17 protein-coding genes are annotated in these 17,776 nt (G+C 65.2%); 12 read left to right on the forward strand and 5 right to left on the reverse strand.

Features of this window, described 5'->3' with window-relative positions:
* Positions 1 to 2: 2 nt before the first annotated feature.
* The gene (locus tag AC1DYS_RS24750) at positions 3 to 872 is read right to left on the reverse strand and encodes a MurR/RpiR family transcriptional regulator (protein WP_477904098.1); all 870 of its coding nucleotides are present in this window, start codon (positions 870 to 872) and stop codon (positions 3 to 5) included.
* Positions 873 to 981: 109 nt separating this feature from the next.
* On the reverse strand, positions 982 to 2,427 hold the full coding sequence (zwf, locus tag AC1DYS_RS24755) for a glucose-6-phosphate dehydrogenase (protein WP_477904100.1): 1,446 nt from the start codon (positions 2,425 to 2,427) through the stop codon (positions 982 to 984).
* 136 nt (positions 2,428 to 2,563) lie between these two features.
* Here zwf and tal point away from each other — a divergent pair, with 136 nt between their 5' ends.
* The 3 genes from tal to AC1DYS_RS24770 are packed head-to-tail and all read left to right on the forward strand — an operon-like array spanning position 2,564 to position 5,720.
* Positions 2,564 to 3,514, forward strand: a complete 951-nt coding sequence (gene tal / locus AC1DYS_RS24760; RefSeq protein WP_477904102.1) for a transaldolase — start codon at positions 2,564 to 2,566, stop codon at positions 3,512 to 3,514.
* Complete coding sequence (gene pgi, locus AC1DYS_RS24765; RefSeq protein WP_477904104.1) at positions 3,511 to 5,112, forward strand: glucose-6-phosphate isomerase; 1,602 nt, start codon at positions 3,511 to 3,513, stop codon at positions 5,110 to 5,112. The genes tal and pgi overlap by 4 nt, the downstream gene beginning before the upstream one ends.
* On the forward strand, positions 5,109 to 5,720 hold the full coding sequence (locus AC1DYS_RS24770) for an HAD family hydrolase (RefSeq protein WP_477904106.1): 612 nt from the start codon (positions 5,109 to 5,111) through the stop codon (positions 5,718 to 5,720). Before pgi ends, AC1DYS_RS24770 begins: the two co-directional genes overlap by 4 nt.
* On the opposite strand, the gene AC1DYS_RS24775 is transcribed toward AC1DYS_RS24770, so the two are convergent.
* Together AC1DYS_RS24775 and AC1DYS_RS24780 are read right to left on the reverse strand one after the other, a co-directional pair.
* Positions 5,717 to 6,274 carry an HNH endonuclease gene (locus AC1DYS_RS24775; protein WP_047490840.1) on the reverse strand — a complete coding sequence of 186 codons (558 nt, stop codon included), beginning with the start codon at positions 6,272 to 6,274 and terminating at the stop codon, positions 5,717 to 5,719. The genes AC1DYS_RS24770 and AC1DYS_RS24775 overlap by 4 nt on opposite strands.
* A 103-nt stretch (positions 6,275 to 6,377) precedes the next feature.
* Positions 6,378 to 7,394, reverse strand: coding sequence for a 2-dehydropantoate 2-reductase (locus tag AC1DYS_RS24780; protein WP_477904108.1), 1,017 nt, complete (start codon positions 7,392 to 7,394; stop codon positions 6,378 to 6,380).
* A gap of 163 nt (positions 7,395 to 7,557) precedes the next feature.
* On the opposite strand from AC1DYS_RS24780, the gene AC1DYS_RS24785 reads away from it, so the two are divergent.
* The 9 genes from AC1DYS_RS24785 to AC1DYS_RS24825 are packed head-to-tail and all read left to right on the forward strand — an operon-like array spanning position 7,558 to position 17,228.
* Complete coding sequence (locus tag AC1DYS_RS24785; RefSeq protein WP_477904110.1) at positions 7,558 to 8,244, forward strand: TetR/AcrR family transcriptional regulator; 687 nt, start codon at positions 7,558 to 7,560, stop codon at positions 8,242 to 8,244.
* 42 nt (positions 8,245 to 8,286) lie between these two features.
* Positions 8,287 to 10,077, forward strand: coding sequence for an acyl-CoA dehydrogenase C-terminal domain-containing protein (locus AC1DYS_RS24790; RefSeq protein WP_477904112.1), 1,791 nt, complete (start codon positions 8,287 to 8,289; stop codon positions 10,075 to 10,077).
* A 36-nt stretch (positions 10,078 to 10,113) separates the two neighbouring features.
* On the forward strand, positions 10,114 to 10,557 hold the full coding sequence (locus AC1DYS_RS24795) for a DUF2147 domain-containing protein (protein WP_477904114.1): 444 nt from the start codon (positions 10,114 to 10,116) through the stop codon (positions 10,555 to 10,557).
* 40 nt (positions 10,558 to 10,597) lie between these two features.
* Positions 10,598 to 12,982 carry a 3-hydroxyacyl-CoA dehydrogenase/enoyl-CoA hydratase family protein gene (locus AC1DYS_RS24800; RefSeq protein ID WP_477904116.1) on the forward strand — a complete coding sequence of 795 codons (2,385 nt, stop codon included), beginning with the start codon at positions 10,598 to 10,600 and terminating at the stop codon, positions 12,980 to 12,982.
* 14 nt (positions 12,983 to 12,996) lie between these two features.
* Entirely contained in the window at positions 12,997 to 14,193 is a 1,197-nt protein-coding gene (locus AC1DYS_RS24805; RefSeq protein ID WP_477904118.1) for an acetyl-CoA C-acyltransferase, read from the forward strand.
* Positions 14,194 to 14,201: 8 nt separating this feature from the next.
* Positions 14,202 to 14,753 carry a DUF1569 domain-containing protein gene (locus AC1DYS_RS24810; RefSeq protein WP_477904120.1) on the forward strand — a complete coding sequence of 184 codons (552 nt, stop codon included), beginning with the start codon at positions 14,202 to 14,204 and terminating at the stop codon, positions 14,751 to 14,753.
* Positions 14,740 to 15,621, forward strand: coding sequence for an alpha/beta hydrolase family protein (locus AC1DYS_RS24815; protein ID WP_477904122.1), 882 nt, complete (start codon positions 14,740 to 14,742; stop codon positions 15,619 to 15,621). The genes AC1DYS_RS24810 and AC1DYS_RS24815 overlap by 14 nt, the downstream gene beginning before the upstream one ends.
* A 22-nt stretch (positions 15,622 to 15,643) precedes the next feature.
* A complete protein-coding gene (locus AC1DYS_RS24820; protein WP_477904124.1) occupies positions 15,644 to 16,408 on the forward strand; it encodes an enoyl-CoA hydratase in 765 nt (254 codons plus the stop codon).
* Between the two features lie 40 nt (positions 16,409 to 16,448).
* Positions 16,449 to 17,228: an SGNH/GDSL hydrolase family protein gene (locus AC1DYS_RS24825; protein ID WP_477904126.1), complete on the forward strand. Its 780-nt coding sequence runs from the start codon at positions 16,449 to 16,451 to the stop codon at positions 17,226 to 17,228.
* Between the two features lie 19 nt (positions 17,229 to 17,247).
* On the opposite strand, the gene AC1DYS_RS24830 is transcribed toward AC1DYS_RS24825, so the two are convergent.
* Entirely contained in the window at positions 17,248 to 17,664 is a 417-nt protein-coding gene (locus AC1DYS_RS24830) for an acyl-CoA thioesterase (protein ID WP_477904128.1), read from the reverse strand.
* Positions 17,665 to 17,776: the final 112 nt, after the last annotated feature.

Consider the following 17,776-nt stretch of genomic DNA (forward strand, 5'->3'; position numbering starts at 1 on the left):
CTTCAGTCCAGCGGCGCGTAGCGCTTGGCTCGCAGGTTGCGCTTGATGTCTTGCAGCGTTGCGCGCAATTCCTTGCCCAACCTCAACGCCACGCCGGTCGTCAGGATGTCGATCACCACCAGGTGGAGCAGGCGCGACACCATCGGGCTGTAACGATCGAAGTCTTCCGGGTGATCGACCGGAAGCAGAATCTGGTTGGCACCCGCCTGGCCCATCACGGCCAATGGCGACCCGCTGGCGGTGATGAAGATCACCGTCGCGCCCTTCTTGCGTGCGATTTCTGCGGCGTCGATCAGGTCACGGCTGCGCCCGGAGTTCGAGATGACGACCAGGCAGTCGCCAGGTTGCAGCATCGTGGCGCTCATCACCTGCACATGGCCATCGCTGATGGCCATGGCGTTCACGCCCAGGCGAAAGAACTTGTGCTGCGCGTCCTGTGCGACGATGCCCGAGTTGCCGACGCCATAGAACTCGATGCGCCGTCCCTCACGGCCAGCTGTGGCCAGAGCGGTCAACGCCCGCTCGAAGGCGTGCGCGGCAGCGTCGTTGCGGTATTTCAGCAGCGCGCTCACCGCGTTGTCGATCACCTTGACGACGATGTCATTGGGCTTGTCGTCTTCATCGACCGCGCGGTGCACGAAAGGTACGCCTTCGTTGACGCTCCCCGCCAGCTTGCGCTTGAAATCCGTCAGACCGTCGTAGCCCACGCTGCGGCAAAAGCGCACGACAGTGGGCTTGCTGACATTGGCTCGCAGGGCCAGTTCGGTCACTGGCAGCGTGGCAAAGCTGCGCGGGTCCGCCAGCACCAGTTCAGCGACGCGTTGTTCGGCGGGCGGCAGCGCGGGAATGGATGCCCGAATGCGATCGAGCATCACGCCGCGCTCTTGAAGAGTCGTCGGGCTGCTGCTGCGGACTGCTCCAAAGCCAGGGCCGATCCCACTCGGGGATCGCCCCATGTACCCGTGGAGCGAGGTGTCGTCATCACTGCTCTTCAGACCAGGCGAAGCCATCGCGGGCGACCAACGCACTCGCTGCTGCCGGGCCCCAGGTGCCGGCGGCATACGGGCGCGGTCCACTCGTGTCCCTGACCCAGGCGCCCAGGATGGGCTCGACCCAACGCCATGCTTGCTCTTGCTCGTCACTGCGGACGAAAAGATTCAGCCGGCCGGCAATCGCATCGAGCAGCAGGCGCTCGTAGGCGCCAACCCGGTTCTCGGCAAAGGCCTTGTCGAAGTCCAGGTCCAGCGACACCGGTGACAGCATCTCCTGCTGGCCGGCTCCCTTGGCCGCAAGCAGATGCAGCTCCAGCCCGTCCTCCGGCTGCAGGTTGATGACCAGCTTGTTCGGCTGGTTCCGGCCGGGAAAGATACTGTGCGGCGTGGGCCTGAAATTCACCACGATCTGCGCATCGCGTGCAGCGAGTCGCTTGCCGGTGCGCAGGTAGAAGGGCACGCCGGCCCAGCGCCAGTTCTGCACCTCGGTGCGCAGCGCGACGAAGGTCTCGCACTGGCTGCCGGCCGGCACTTTTTCTTCCTGCAGATAGCCCAACACCGGCTTGCCTGCGGCGCTGCCGGCGCGGTACTGGCCGCGCACCACGTCGCGCGCCACCGATTCATCGGTGAAGGGCTTCAACGACCGCAACACCTTCAGTTTTTCGTCGCGGATGGCGTCGGCGTCGTAGCTCGACGGCGGCTCCATCGCCACCATCGTCAGCAGCTGCAGCGCATGGTTCTGAATCATGTCGCGCAGCGCACCGGTGCGGTTGTAGAAGTCGCCGCGTGTGCCCACGCCCAGTCCTTCTGCCAAGGTGATCTGGATGTTGGCGATGCTTTCACGACGCCACAGCGGCTCGAACAAGGCGTTGCCGAAGCGCAGGGCCATGAGGTTCTGCACCGACGGCTTGCCCAGGTAGTGGTCGATGCGGAAGGCCTGGGTTTCGCTGAAGACCGACCGCACCACCCGGTTGATTTCTTGTGCGCTGGCGAGGTCGTGGCCGAGCGGCTTCTCCAGCACCACGCGAATGCGAGGCCCGTTCAGGCCGGCGGCGCCCAGCTGCTCGCAGATCTGGGGAAAAAGGTGCGGGCTGGTGGCGAGGTAGAGCACCGCGGTGTCCGCATTGCGCTCTTCCAGCCAGGACTTGAGCTTGCCGTAGTCGGCAGGCTGGGACAGGTCCATGCGCTTGTAGTGCAGCAGCTCGGCAAAACGGGCAAATTCTTCGTCGCTCGGCCGTTTTGCGCCTTCAACTTCCTGGAAGCGCTCTTTCAACCAGTGGCGGTACTTGTCATCGCTCTGCTCATCGCGGGCGACCGACAAGATGCGCCCGCCCGCCGGCAGCTTGCCGTGGCGAAAGGCCTGAAACAGCGCCGGCATCAGCTTGCGCCAAGTGAGGTCGCCGGTGCCGCCGAAGAAGACAAGGTCGAATGACATACGCGTGGCCGATGTAATTTAGTTTCATCGGAATGATGCCCACGTTTCTTCCTTGCGTCAAACTGTGGGGTCGGGCCATAGAACTACGGCACTCGCTCGGTTCTAATGGCATATCGCCTCTGTTTAAGGCCAGGAAATGAACCAACTCGAGCAACTCAAACAGTTCACCACCGTGGTGGCTGATACCGGCAATTTCAAGCAGTTGAGCGCCTTTGCGCCCCGTGATGCCACCACCAACCCGTCACTGATCCTCAAGGCCGTGCAGCAGCCCGATTACGCGCCGCTGCTGTCAGAAACCGTGGCGGCCCATCGCGGGCGCCTGCACGATGAAGTGATCGACGAAGTGCTGGTGCGCTTCGGCCTCGAAATCCTGAAGGTAGTGCCCGGGCGCGTGTCCACCGAGGTCGATGCGCGGCTGAGCTTCGACACCGCTTGCACCGTGCAACGCGCGCGGCGCATCATGGCGCTGTACGAGGCCAACGGCGTGGGCCGCGACCGCGTGCTGATCAAGATCGCTGCCACCTGGGAGGGTATCCAGGCGGCGCGCATCCTTGAGCGCGAAGGCATCCATTGCAACCTGACCTTGCTGTTCTCGTTCTGCCAGGCGGTGGCCTGCGGTGACGCCGGCGTGCGGCTCATCTCGCCCTTCGTCGGCCGCATCTACGACTGGTACAGGAAGAGCGCCGGCGCCAGCTGGGACGAAGCCGCGAACGCCGGAGCCAACGACCCTGGTGTCAAGTCGGTGGCGCAGATCTACACCTACTACAAGAAGTTCGACATCGAGACCGAGGTCATGGGGGCGAGCTTCCGCAATGTCGGCCAGATCGTCGCCTTGGCTGGCTGCGATCTGTTGACCATCAGCCCCGAGTTGCTGGCGCAACTGCAGTCGAGCGAGCAACCGTTGAGCCGTGCGCTCGATCCCAAGGCGGCCTGTGATGCTTGCATCCATGCGCTCACCTACAACGAGCCGAGCTTCCGCTTTGCCCTGAACGAGGACGCCATGGCCACCGAGAAGCTGGCCGAAGGCATCCGTGCGTTCGCGGCCGATGCGATCAAGCTCGACAAGATCATCGAGGGCCTGAAGTGAACGCTGCTGCACCACGCTGCGACCGCACCGAGGCTTGGGCCGCCCTGCAGGGCCACTACGAAGCACACGGCCGCGACTTCGACCTGCGCGACGCCTTCGAGCGTGATGCCGACCGCTTTGCCGGCTTCGGCATCGAAGCGCCCGAGGTGTTTGCCGATCTGTCCAAGAACCTGATCGACGTGGCCACGCGGCATTTCCTGCTCGATCTGGCGGCCGAGTGCCAGCTTGAAGCACGACGCGACGCGATGCTGCGCGGCGATGTGGTCAACATCACCGAGGGTCGCGCTGTGCTGCACACGGCGTTGCGCGCACCGAAAGGCGAGGGCCCGTTCAGCGCCGAGGTGCACGAGGTGCTGGACCGCATGCTGGCTTACGCCGAAACCGTGCGCGACACGGCGAACAGCGGCATTCGGCACGTCGTCAACATCGGCATCGGAGGCAGCGACCTCGGGCCGCAGATGGTGCTGCCGGCGCTCGACGCCTTTGCGCACCGCGGCCTGCAGTTTCACTTCGTCTCCAACGTCGATGGTCATGACATCACGCCGGTGCTGCGCGGCCTCGACCCGGCCGATACCCTGTTCGTGATCGCCAGCAAGACCTTCACCACGCAGGAGACGCTGGCCAATGCGCAGGTCGCCAAGGCCTGGTTTCTCGCCAATGGGGGAACCGACACGCACAAGCATTTCGTCGCCACCACCACCAACGTGAAGGCCGCCGCCGAGTTCGGCATCAGCACGACCTTCGGCTTCTGGGACTGGGTGGGCGGCCGCTATTCGCTGTGGTCGGCCATCGGCTTGCCCATTGCGCTGGCCATCGGCGCAGACAACTTCCGTGCGCTGCTCGCTGGTGCACACGCAATGGACCAGCATTTTGCACAGGCGCCGCTGGCCAAGAACCTGCCGGCGATGCTCGGGCTGCTCGATGTCTGGTATCGCAACTTCCACGGCTTCACCAGCCGCAGCGTCGCGCCGTATCACCAGGGCTTGAAGCGCCTGCCGGCGTACCTGCAGCAGCTGGAGATGGAAAGCAATGGCAAGTGCGTCGATCTCGATGGCGAGGCGCTGCCTTTCGCGACCAGCCCGGTCGTGTGGGGCGAGCCGGGCACCAATGGCCAGCATGCCTATTTCCAGATGCTGCACCAAGGGACGGATGTGATCCCGGTCGAGTTCATCCTCGTCAAGCGGCCAACCCACGATCTGCACGACCTGCACACCAAGCTGATCGCCAACGGCCTCGCGCAAAGCCAGGCGCTGATGCTGGGCAAGAGCACCGCCCAGGCGCTGGGCGAGAAGGCGCCGACGGCTTCGGCTTCGCTCGACGCGCAGACCGTGGCGCGCCACCGCACCTTCCCCGGCAACCGCCCCAGCACGACCTTGATGCTGGATCAAATCACGCCGCGCAGCCTGGGCGCCCTGATCGCGCTGTACGAACACCGTGTGTTCACAAGCGGCGCCTTGTGGGGCATCAACAGCTTCGACCAGTGGGGCGTGGAGCTGGGCAAGGCCCTGTGCAACGACCTGCTGCCGCGCCTTGCCTCCGGCGACGTGACTGGGCTGGACGCGTCGACCGCTGGCCTGATGAAGCGGTTGCTCGCGTGAAGAATATCGTCTTCGACTTCGGCGGTGTCGTCTTCTGCTGGGAGCCGCATGAGCTGATGCTGCGCCTGTTGCCCCGGCATGCGCGCGATCTGACTTCGGCGAACGCGATGGTGGACGCCTTCTTCGAAGGCTACCGCGGTGACTGGGGCAACTTCGACCGCGGCACGATCACCGTGCCCGAACTCGCACCCCGTATCGCCCAGCGCCTGGGTTTGTCGCTGGACGAAGTGAACGCCGTCATCGCCGCCGTGCCTGGCGAACTGCAGCCACTCGAGGGCACGGTGGACCTGCTGCACCGCCTGCATGCCAACGGTCACCCGCTGTTCTACCTGTCGAACATGCCGGCCGGCTATGCCGAGCATCTCGAGCGGAGCAATGCATTCTTCGAGCGCTTCACCGACGGCATCTTTTCAGCACGCGTTCAACTCATCAAGCCCGAGCCCGAGATTTTCGAACTGGCGACGAAGCGCTTCGGCGTAGTCCCAAAAGACACGATCTTCATTGACGATGTACTGCACAACGTCGAAGCAGCCCGCGCGCATGGATGGCAGGCAGTTCACTTCCGGAACTCAGTCCAGTGCGAGCGTGAACTGCTGATGCTTCTCTAGACGCGAAGCCGGCTGTGCCTCGGCACGCTGGCCAGCAGGAACTCCATCTGGTCGGCCAAGATGCGTCTCCCGCGCAGGATCATGTCCTCATGCAGGCTCGGCACATAGGGCAGGTACAGCAGCGACATGTGCGCCTCTTCGGGCATGCGGTTGCCCTTGTGCCCGTTGCAGGGGCGGCAGGCGGTGATGCAGTTCATCCAGGTGTCATGACCGCCGCGTGAGGTTGGCACGATGTGCTCGCGCGTCAGGTCGTCCACATGGAAGCGCCCGCCGCAGTAGGCGCAGACCAGCCGATCGCGGTTGAACAGCTTCGGGTTGGACAGCGCCGGCGTTTGCCGCCACGCTCGGCTGGGGACGGCGCCGCGCACCGCGATGATGGGGTGCACTTCGATGCGCGACTGCATGCCGGTGCGGCGCTGCATGCCACCGCGAAGCACATGGAACGCGTCTCCCAGCGTCCAGGCTACGCCATCACTGGCGTAGAGGATCGCCGCTTCCTTGGCCGAGATCCACGATTGCGGGCGGCCGGATACATCAAGTTGCAGCACTTCCACAGGTCACTCTCCTATACGGAGAGTAATCCATTCCATAGTGTTCGCTCAAGAGCGATGCACTTGGTGACAGCGAAGGCGCCACACACATGTCATCAAGCGATCATCAATCCAGCGGATAGAGACCGCGCGTTCGGGCCATTAACCGAGTGAGGCCGAGCACGGTGTCGATGTTCGGCGTCGGGATGCCGAGCCGCTGGCCGATCTCGTGCACGGCGCCAACGAGCGCATCGATCTCCAGCGAGCGGTTCGCCTCGCTGTCTTGCAGCATCGAGGTCTTGAATGCGCCCAGCTTGCGGGTGACCACAAGCCGCTCTTCGCCCGATTGATCGATGGGGCAACCCAGCTGCTCGCCGATGGCTGCTGCTTCGGCCATCGCGCGCAGCATGAAGCTGCGAACCAGCGGGTCGTCGAGGATGCGGTCGGCGGTGGCGCCGGTGAGTGCGGAGACCGGGTTGGTGGTCATGTTGCCCCACAGCTTGAACCAGATGTCGCGCCGGATGTCGGCGCTCGGCTCAGCCTCGAAACCCGCACCGGCGAACGCCTGCGAGACGCGCTGCACGCGATCGCTCAGCGCACCCATTGGCTCGCCAATGATCAAGCGCTTGCCGAATCCATGCACCACCACGCCCGGTTGCGGCTGCGAGCAGGTGAGGTGGACCACGCAACCGAGGACCTGCTGCAATGGCAGGTCCTGATCGATTGCGCCGCTCGGGTCCACGCTCGTCAGATGCTGTTGCTCGGGCGTGAGCCGCCGGCTCAATGCCGGTGTGCGCAGAAACCACCAAGGCACGCCGTTCATGGCAGGCAGCACCAGCGTGTCCGGGCCGATGAGCGGAGCCAACGTCGGAGTGATGTCGGGCAGGGCTTGGCCCTTGAGGGCGATGACCACCAGCTCTTGCATGCCCAGCGAGCGAGCGTCGTCGCTGGCGGCGATCGTCGCGGTTTGTTCGGTACCGTCCATGCGCAGGCGCAAGCCTTGTTCTCGCACTGCCTTCAAGTTGGCACCACGCGCAAGGGCGCTGACCTCATGCCCTGCGAGGGCCAGCTTGGCGGCAATCAACCCGCCCACGGCGCCGAGGCCCACCACGGTGATCTTCATTCGCTCAGTCATCATGGTCATGTGATTTGCGGGTTAACCCTTGCGTGTGAGAGCTGTGATCGCATCTAGGCGACAGCGCCTAGAAAAAAGGTGACGAAGAAGTCGGAAAACTCGTGGCGCTGCCCAAAAAACTCGGGGAGAATAGAACGATCGTTCGTTTTATTTGCAACCGCAGAGCCATCGCATGAGTGTCGCCCAGAAGCCCGTTCGCGAAAGCCCCAAGCAGATGCAAAAGGGTCAGCAGACCCGCGCCGCCATTCTCGAAGCCGCATTGGGCCTGGCTTCGCACATGGGCCTCGAAGGCCTGTCGATCGGTGCGCTGGCGGACGTGATGAACATGAGCAAGTCGGGCGTCTTCGCCCACTTCGGCTCGCGTGAAGAGCTTCAAATCTCGGTGATCCGCGAATACCACGCCAAGTTCGAAGAAGAAGTGTTCTTCCCAGCGTTGCGTGAAGAACGTGGCCTGCCTCGCCTGCGCGCGCTGTTCGAGCGCTGGATCAAGCGCGTCTCCGTTGAGCTCGACTCCGGCTGCATCTACATCAGCGGCGCTGTCGAATTCGACGACCGGCCCGGGCCGGTGCGCGATGCGCTGGTGACCATGGTTCGCGCCTGGCATTCGGCCCTGGAGCGCGCCATCCGCATGTCGATCGACGAAGGCCAGCTGCGCCCCGACACCGACCCGCTGCAGATGCTGTTCGAGATCCACGGCCACATTCTTGCGGTGCACCACGACGCGCGTTTCCTGCGCCTGCCCGGCGCGCTCGACCGCGCTCGCACGGGCTTCGAACGCGTGATCGCCTATTACGCGACCTCGCCGGTGAAAGCCGTGGCTGCCGGCCCGCGGCCCGCCAAGCGCGCTGCAAATCGATAACCCGATCGCTCAGTTTCCCTTTCCATATTCAAGGAGTCCACGATGCCTCAGTACAACCCGCCGCTGCGCGACATGCAGTTCCTGCTGCACGAAGTGCTCAACGTGCCCGAAGAACTGAAGGCGCTGCCGCCCCATGCGGACATCGACGCCGACACCATCAACGCCGTGCTCGAAGAGGGCGGCAAGTTCGCCGCTCAAGTGGTGTTCCCGCTCAACCAGAGCGGTGACGAAGAAGGTTGCACGCTCGACAAGCAGACACACGACGTCACCGCGCCCAAGGGCTTCAAGGAGGCCTACAAGCAGTACGTCGAAGGCGGTTGGCCGGCTTTGAGCTGCGACCCGGCCTTCGGCGGCCAGGGCCTGCCAGTGACGGTGAACCAGTGCATCTACGAGATGTTGAACTCGGCCAACCAGGCCTGGACCATGTACCCCGGCCTGTCGCACGGCGCCTATGAGGCACTGCATGCCCATGGCACCGACGAGCAGAAGAAGACCTTCCTGCCCAAGCTCACCAGCGGCGAATGGACGGGCACCATGTGCCTGACCGAATCGCACTGCGGCACTGACCTCGGTCTGCTGCGGACCAAGGCCGAGCCGGTGGGCGACGGCAGCTACAAGATCACCGGTGCGAAGATCTTCATTTCGGCCGGCGAGCACGACATGGCCGACAACATCATCCACCTCGTGCTGGCTCGCTTGCCGGACGCACCGGTCGGCTCCAAGGGCATCTCGCTCTTCGTGGTGCCCAAGTTCCTGGTCAAGGCCGATGGCAGTCTGGGCGAACGCAACGGCATCTTCTGCGCGGGTCTCGAGCACAAGATGGGCATCCACGGCAACGCGACGGCGCAGCTGGTGCTGGAGAACGCTGTCGGCACGCTGGTCGGCCAGCCCAACAAGGGCCTCGCCGCGATGTTCGTGATGATGAACGCCGCTCGCCTGGGCGTGGGCAACCAGTCGCTGGGCCTGACCGAAGTGGCGTACCAGAACGCCGTCGCCTACGCAAAAGACCGCCTGCAGATGCGTGCGCTGTCGGGCCCGAAGGCGCCGGACAAACCCGCCGACCCGATCATCGTGCACCCCGACGTGCGCAAGATGCTGCTGACCGCGCGTGCCTACGCCGAAGGCGGCCGCGCGATGCAGATCTATACCGCGCTGCAGCTCGACAAGGAGCTGTCGTCCGGCGACGAAGAAGAGCGCAAGGAGTGCGCCGATCTGGTGGCGCTGCTCACGCCCATCATCAAGGCCTTCATCACCGACAACGCCTGGATCTCGACCTCGCACTGCATGCAGGTCTTCGGCGGCCACGGCTTCATCCGCGAATGGGGCATGGAGCAGTACGTGCGCGACGCGCGCATCAACATGATCTACGAGGGCACCAACACCATCCAGTCGCTCGACCTGCTGGGCCGGAAGGTGCTGGGCGACAACGGCGCCAAGCTGAAGAAGTTCGGCAAGATCGTGCAGCAGTTCGTGGAAGACGAAGGCGTCGACGAAGCCATGCAGGAGTTCATCAATCCGCTGGCCGATCTGGGCGACAAGCTGACCAAGCTCACTACCGAGCTGGGCATGAAAGCCTTTGGCAACCAGGACGAAGTGGGCGCTGCCGCTGTCGACTACCTGCGCGTGGCCGGCCACCTCGTGTTCGCATACTTCTGGGCCCGCATGGCCAAGGTGGCGCTCGAGAAGCAAGGCTCCGGCGACCCGTTCTACAAGGCCAAGCTGGCCACCGCGCGCTTCTACTTTGCCAAGCTGCTGCCCGAGACGGCTTCGCTGATCCGCACCGCGCGCGCGGGCTTGAAGCCGCTGATGGAGATGGAAGAAGCTTTGTTCTAAGCTGACTTCCACCCCAGAGTAAAGCCAGGAGAGACGATGAAGAAAGTGCTGATGGCGCTGGCCGCCACCTTCGCTGCCAGCGTGGCCTTTGCACAGCCCACACCCGTGGGCCTGTGGAAGACGATCGACGACGAGACCAAGACCGAAAGATCGCTGATCCGCATCACCGAAACCGGTGGTGTGCTTGGTGGCCGCATCGAGAAGCTGCTCGGCGCCGATGCCAAGCAAGACGCGGTGTGCGAACAGTGCACCGATGACCGCAAGGGCAAGCCCATCGTCGGCATGGCCATCATCCGCGGCGTGAAGAAGAGCGCCGAGACCGAGGGCATCTGGGACGGCGGCACCATCCTCGACCCCAACAACGGCAAGACCTACAAGCTGCGCTTGAAGCCATCTGAAGACGGCAAGAAGCTGGAGGTGCGCGGCTACATCGGCACGCCGGTGTTCGGCCGTTCGCAGACCTGGCAGAAAGCGGAATGACAGCCCCCGCCACCCTTTCAAATAATTCCTAGGAGAAGCCATGAGCCGATTCAATGTTCGCAAGGTGGCCGTGCTCGGCGCCGGCGTGATGGGCGCGCAGATCGCCGCGCACCTGGTCAACGTCAAAGTCCCCGTGATCCTGTTCGACCTGCCTGCGAAAGAAGGCCCGAAGAACGGCATCGTCACCAAAGCGGTCGAAGGCCTGAAGAAGCTGAAGCCTTCGCCGCTCGGCATTCCGGAAGACGCTGCGCTGATCCAGCAGGCCAACTACGAAGAGCACAGCGAGCTGTTGAAGGACTGCGACCTCATCATCGAGGCCATCGCCGAGCGCATGGACTGGAAGCTCGACCTCTACACCAAGATCGCGCCGTTCATCGCCCCGCACGCCATCGTCGCGAGCAACACCTCGGGCCTGTCGATCACCAAACTGTCGGATGTGCTGCCGGAAGAAATCCGCCACCGCTTCTGCGGCATCCATTTCTTCAACCCGCCGCGCTACATGTACCTGGTGGAGCTGATCCCCACCCCCGCGACGGAGCCGCAGATCCTCGACCAGCTCGAGACCTTCGTCACCACCGCGCTCGGCAAGGGCGTGGTGCGCGCCAAGGACACGCCGAACTTCATCGCCAACCGCGTGGGCATTGCCAACATGCTGTCGACGATGAAGGAAGCCGAGAACTTCGGCCTCAGCTACGACGTGGTCGACGACCTCACCGGCAAGAAGCTGGGTCGCGCATCGAGTGGCACCTTCCGCACTGCCGATGTCGTGGGTCTGGACACCATGGCCCACGTCATCAAGACGATGCAGGACAACCTGAAGGACGACCCGTTCTACAGCGCCTACGCCACCCCGGCCGCGCTGGGCGGCCTGATCACCGCGGGCGCTCTGGGCCAGAAGACCGGTGCGGGCTTCTACAAGAAGGTCGGCAAGGACATCCTGCGCCTCGACCCCGCCAAGAAGGACTACGTCGCCGGTGGCGGCAAGGCCGACGAGATCGTCGCCCGCATGCTCAAGAAGGCCCCGGCCGAGCGCCTGAAGCTGCTGCGCGAATCGACCAACCCGCAGGCGCAGTTCCTGTGGGCCATTCTGCGGAACGGCTTCCACTACGCTGCCGTGCACCTGGCCGACGTGGCCGACTCTGCCCGCGAGGTTGATCTCGCATTGCGCTGGGGCTTCGGCATGAGCCAGGGCCCGTTCGAGCTGTGGCAGCAAGCCGGCTGGAAGCAGGTGGCCGAGTGGGTCAAGGCCGACATCGACGCCGGCAAGGCGCTGAGCAAGGCACCGCTGCCCGCGTGGGTCTTCGATGGCCGCGACGGTGTGCATACCGCCGAAGGCTCGTGGAGCGCGGCGCAGAGCAAGTACCTGCCGAAAAGCACGCTGCCGGTTTACGAGCGCCAGTACTTCCCTGAAGCGCTGTTCGGCGCCGGTGCTGTCGACCCGCTGAAGGCCGGCACGCAGGAGTTCAAGAACGACGAGGTGCGCGTATGGTCGCTCGACGGCGAGGTGCTGATCGCCAGCATCACCGCCAAGCTGCACCTCATCAGCCCGCTGGTGACCGAAGGCCTGCTGAAGGCCGTCGACATCGCCGAAGAGAAGTACAAGGGCCTGGTGATCTGGTCGCCGGACGACGTGTTCTCGGCGGGCGCCAACCTCGAGGCGCTGATGCCCGTCTTCATGAAGAGCGGCGCCAAGGGCATCGCGCCTGAAGAGAAGAAGCTGCAGGACGCCATGCTGCGCATCCGCTACGCCGCGGTGCCGGTGGTCTCGGCGCTGCGCGGCATCGCGCTGGGCGGTGGCTGCGAACTGGCGGTGTACTCGGCCAAGCGCGTCGCGGCCATGGAAAGCTACATGGGCCTGGTGGAAGTGGGCGTAGGCCTGATCCCCGGCGGCGGCGGCCTGACCTACATCGCCCGCCGCGCTGCAGAGATGGCGGCCGCCGGCAATGCCAACGCCGACATCATGAAGTTCCTGACCGACGGCTTCACTGCCGCGGCCACCGCCAAGGTCGGCACGAGCGCAATCGAGAACCGCAAGAACGGCTACCTGCTGTGGAGCGACGTGATCGTTCCCAACAAGGACGAACTGCTCTACGTCGCCACCCAGCAAGCCAAGGCGATGTACGAGAGCGGCTACCGCGCGCCCGCCAAATCGCTGTTCCCGGTGGCCGGCCGCAATGCCATTGCCACCATCAAGGCGCAGCTCGTCAACATGCGCGACGGCGGCTTCATCAGCCAGCACGACTTCTACATCAGCGCGCTGATCGCCGACGTGGTGTGCGGCGGTGATGTCGACGCCGGCTCGCTGGTCAACGAGGACTACCTGATGGCGCTGGAGCGCAAGCACTTCTGCGGCTTGCTCGAACACCCCAAGACCCAAGAGCGAATCATGGGCATGCTGTCGACCGGCAAGCCGGTTCGTAACTGATCGGAGCAAAGAACATGAGCAAACAAGTTCAAGACGCCTACATCGTCGCCGCCACCCGCACGCCCATCGGCCGCTCGGGCCGGGGCTATTTCAAGAACACCCGCCCGGACGACCTCTTGCTGGCCGCAGTGCGCAGTGCGATGAAGCAGGTGCCGACGCTCGACCCGAAGGCGATCGAAGACGCCATCATCGGCTGCTCGTTCCCCGAGGGTGAGCAGGGCATGAACATGGCCCGCATCGTCATGGGCCTGGCGTTCCCGAACCCCGTTGGCGGGGTCACCGTCAACCGCTTCTGCGCTTCGGGCGTGACGGCAATCCAGATGGCCGCCGACCGCATTCGCGTCGGCGAGGCCGACGTGCTGATCGCCGGCGGTGCCGAGTCGATGAGCCTGGTGCCGATGGGCGGCAACAAGCCTTCGTTCAACCCCGAGATCTTCATCAAGGACGAGAACGTCGGCATCGGCTACGGCATGGGCCTCACCGCCGAGAAGGTGGCGGCGCAGTGGAAGGTGACCCGCGAAGCGCAAGACGCGTTCGCGCTCGAATCGCACCTGCGCGCGCTGAAGGCGCAAGCCGCCGGTGAGTTCGCCGACGAGATCACGCCGATCGACGTGATCGATCGTTTCCCGAACCTTGCCACTGGCGAGCAGGGCACGAAGACCCGCACAGTGAAGCTCGACGAAGGTCCTCGCCCGGACACCTCGCTCGAAGGCCTGGCCAAGCTGCGCCCGGTGTTCTCCGCGAAGGGCAGCGTCACCGCAGGCAACAGCTCGCAAACGAGCGATGGCGCCGGCGCGCTGATCCTCGCCAGCGAGAAGGCGGTCAAGCAGTTCGGCCTGAAGCCGCTCGCGCGCTTCGTGAGCTTTGCTGCCCGCGGCGTGCCGCCCGAGATCATGGGCATCGGCCCGATCGAAGCCATTCCCGCGGCGCTGAAGTACGCCGGCCTCACGCACGACCAGATCGACTGGATCGAGCTGAACGAGGCGTTTGCGGCGCAGTCGCTGGCCGTCATCAACAGCCTCGGCCTCGACCCGAAGAAGGTGAACCCGATGGGCGGTGCGATTGCGCTCGGTCACCCGCTGGGTGCCACCGGTGCCATCCGCGCCGCGACGGTGGTGCATGCACTGCACCGCCACAACCTGAAGTACGGCATGGTCACGATGTGCGTGGGCACGGGCCAGGGCGCGGCAGGCATCTTCGAGCGCGTCTGAAGCGCGCCATGAACAGCACACGCCGGCTCACGCTGCGACGTCTTGGGGTCGGAGCCGTGGTTGTCGGCGTACCGGCTGTCTGGTGGGCCAGCCAGCCGGCACCGCTCAAGCTGCCGGCCTTCGATTCGGTGGCCAGCGCCTTGCAGACGCTGGCCGCGCTGAAGGCACAGCCAGCCCACAGCACCGGCGCCTGGGATCTGGCGCATGTGCTGCATCACACCGCGCAAAGCGTCGAGTACTCGATGCAGGGCTTCCCGCAGCCCAAGCCGGCGTGGTTTCTCTCCACCGTGGGGCCGTTGGCAGCGACCGTCTTTTCGGCCCGTGGGCGCATGAACCACGACCTGGCCGAGCCGATTCCCGGTGCGCCCGACATCGCGCAGGGCCAGCCGCTGCCCGCGGCGGTGGACCACGCCATCACGGCGCTGCAGGCCTTCGAGCAGTACACGGGCGTGTTGGCGCCGCACTTCGCCTATGGCGATCTGGACAAGGCCAACTACACCCGCGCCCACCTGATGCACTTTGCCAACCACTGGCAGGAGGTTCGCGATGGAGCCCATTGAGTTCAAGGCGGCCGATGGTTTCAGCCTGCAAGGCTGTTTGTACGGCGACCCGTCGCGCTGCCATTCGGCCGTGCTGATCGTGCCGGCCATGGGTGTGCCGCAGCGTTTCTACGCCGACTTTGCCGAGTGGCTGACCAGCCAAGGCCACGCGGTGATGAGCTTCGACTACCGCGGCATGGGCGCTTCGCGGCCGGCGCAGATGAAGCACTCGCTGCGCGGCCTGGCCGCCAACGTCAACACCTGGGCCGAGCAGGACACTTCGGCGGCGCTTGCCTGGCTCGACTCGAAGCTGCCGGCCAGCACGCCCATCCACTGGCTCGGCCACAGCCTGGGCGGCCAGATCTTCGGCATGGTGCCGAACCGTGGCCGGGTGTCGCGTGTCGTCACCATCGGCGTGGGCACCGGCTACTGGCTGCACAACGCGGCCAAGGCGCGCTCGTATGTGTGGTGGCTGTGGTACGTGATCTGCCCGCTGGTGATGCCGCTGTACGGCTACTTCCCCGGCAAGCGCCTGCGCAAGGTGGGCGACCTGCCGCTGGGCGTGATGCAGCAGTGGCGCCGCTGGTGCCTCAACCGCGATTACCTGGTGGGCGAGGGCGGTGATGCGGTGCGCGCTGAGTACGCCGCCATCACCACGCCGATGCTGTCGCTCTCGTTCACAGACGACGAGTACATGTCGGCCCGCAATACCACCAACATGCACGCCTTCTATGCCAGTGCGCCGCGCGAGATGCGCCGCATCGCGCCGCAGGACATCGGCGCCAAGCGCATCGGCCATTTCGGCTTCTTCCGCCAGCGATTCGCGCCGACGCTGTGGCCGCAGGTGTCCCAGTGGCTCGCGCATACTTCAGCCCAAGAACCGGCCTAAGCGCCCAGGACCAGGAGAACCCATGAGCATCAAGACCGCGGTATTGAATGGCGTCTACACCATCGAGATCGCACGCCCCGAGAAGAAGAACGCGCTCACCGGCGCGATGTACGTCGGCATGGCCGAGGGCCTGAATGCAGCGATGGCCGACGGCACGGTGCGCAGCGTGCTGATCACCGGCCAGCCCGGCATCTTCACCTCGGGCAACGACCTCGAAGATTTCATGAAGCGCTCGGGCGGCGTCAGCGAGTCGCCTGCCGCCATCTTCATGCGCGCGCTGATCGGCTGCGACAAGCCGGTGATCGCTGCGGTGACCGGCGCGGCCATCGGCATCGGCACGACGATGCTGCTGCACTGCGACTTCGTCTACGTCTCCGACGAAGCGCGCCTGGTGATGCCCTTCGTGAGCCTGGGCCTGGTGCCCGAGTTTGCGTCCAGCCACCTCATTCCGCAGCTGATGGGCCAGCGCAAGGCGGCCGAGAAGCTGCTGCTGGGCGACCCCTTCACCGGCGCCGATGCGGTGGAGTGCGGCATCGCCAACGCGGTGTTGCCGGCGGCCGAGGTGGCCCCGCATGCACGCCGCATTGCCGAGCGCTTCAATGCCTTGCCGCCGGGCGCCGTGCGTGCCAGCAAGAAGCTGATGCGAGGCGCGGTGGCCGACCAGCTGCTCAAGACCATCGCCGGCGAAAACGAAGTGTTCGCCGAGCGCCTGACCAGCCCCGAGGCCAAGGAGGCGGTCGGCGCCTTCTTCCAGAAACGCAAGCCCGACTTCTCGCAGTTCTCTTGAGCCGCCTGCCGAGGGGCATCGATACAGCCAGAGGGCCCCGGTGAGCCCCTGGCTGCTCACGGCGGCCAAGCTGGCGCTTGCGCCAGTGCTGCTATGGCAGGGCCGGCAGGTGCGCCGCAACGCGCTGCGCCTGCCCGAGGCCGAAGGCCCGCGCGAAGGCGTGGCCGGCACCGGCAAGGTTTGCCTGCGTGTGCTCATCGTGGGTGACTCTTCGGCGGCTGGCGTGGGTGCCAAGAACCAGACGCAGGCGCTGGCGGGGCGGCTGAGCGAGGCCTTGTCGCAGCGCCTGGGCGGCGCGGTGGTGTGGCAGCTCATCGCGCGCAGCGGCGACACCACGCGTGTCTCGCTGACGGCGCTGCGCAAGCTGTCGGTGCACCCGGCCGACGTGATGGTCACTGCGCTCGGGCTGAACGACGTGGTGGCGCAGGTCCCGCCGCAAGTCTGGCTCGCGCGGCTCGACAAGCTTGACCGCATTGCCGTCAAGCGCGCGGGCGTGAAGCACATCGTCCACGCCGGCATTCCGCCGATCCACTCGTTTCCCTTGCTCCCGAACCCCTTGCGCTGGGTGCTGGGGGCCGATGCGCTGGCCTACAACCGTGCGCTGAGCCAGTGGGTCAAGCGCTGGCCCGAGCGCTGGTGGCTGCCGCTGCCTTTCGAGAACGACCAGCCTTCCGACAGCAGCGTGCTGATGGCCGAAGACGGCTTCCACCCCGGCCCGGCGATCTATGCGCTGTGGGCCGAGCAGCTGGCGGGGATGATCACCAACGACATCGTTCCGCGCCTGCCGGCCACCGCGCCCACGCGGCGCCCGAAGACCTGACGCCAGCAGGCCCGGGGCTTCAAGTCGTCGGCAGCGGCCTCGGCTTGCCCTGCATGTCGATCGCCACGTAGGTGAGGTTGGCCTCGGTCACCTTCACGACCTGCAGATCGGATGGGTTGCGTTCCGCGTACACCTCCACCCGCACCGTGATCGACGTGCGGCCCACGCGCTCGATGTGCGCATAGAAGCTGAGCAGGTCGCCCATCGACACCGGCTGCTTGAAGACGAACTGGTTCACGGCCACGGTGGCGATGCGGCCCTTCGCAATGCGTGCCGGCAGCACCGAGCCGGCCAGGTCAACCTGGGCCATGATCCAGCCGCCGAAGATGTCGCCGTTGTTGTTGGCGTCGGCCGGCATCGGCATCACGCGCATCACCAGGTCGCCATCTGTGGGCAGGGTCACCGGCGTTGAATCGGTGGTGGGGTCGTGTGTCATGGGCAAGGTCGGTCGTCGTGATGCGGCATTGTCTGCCAGGGGATGGGCCGTGGCGGCTGTCACACTCGGGCATCGACCTTGAAAATCGCGCCTGCCGCTTCACCTGCTTCTT

It is taken from the genome of Rhizobacter sp. P2_G4 (assembly GCF_056403575.1).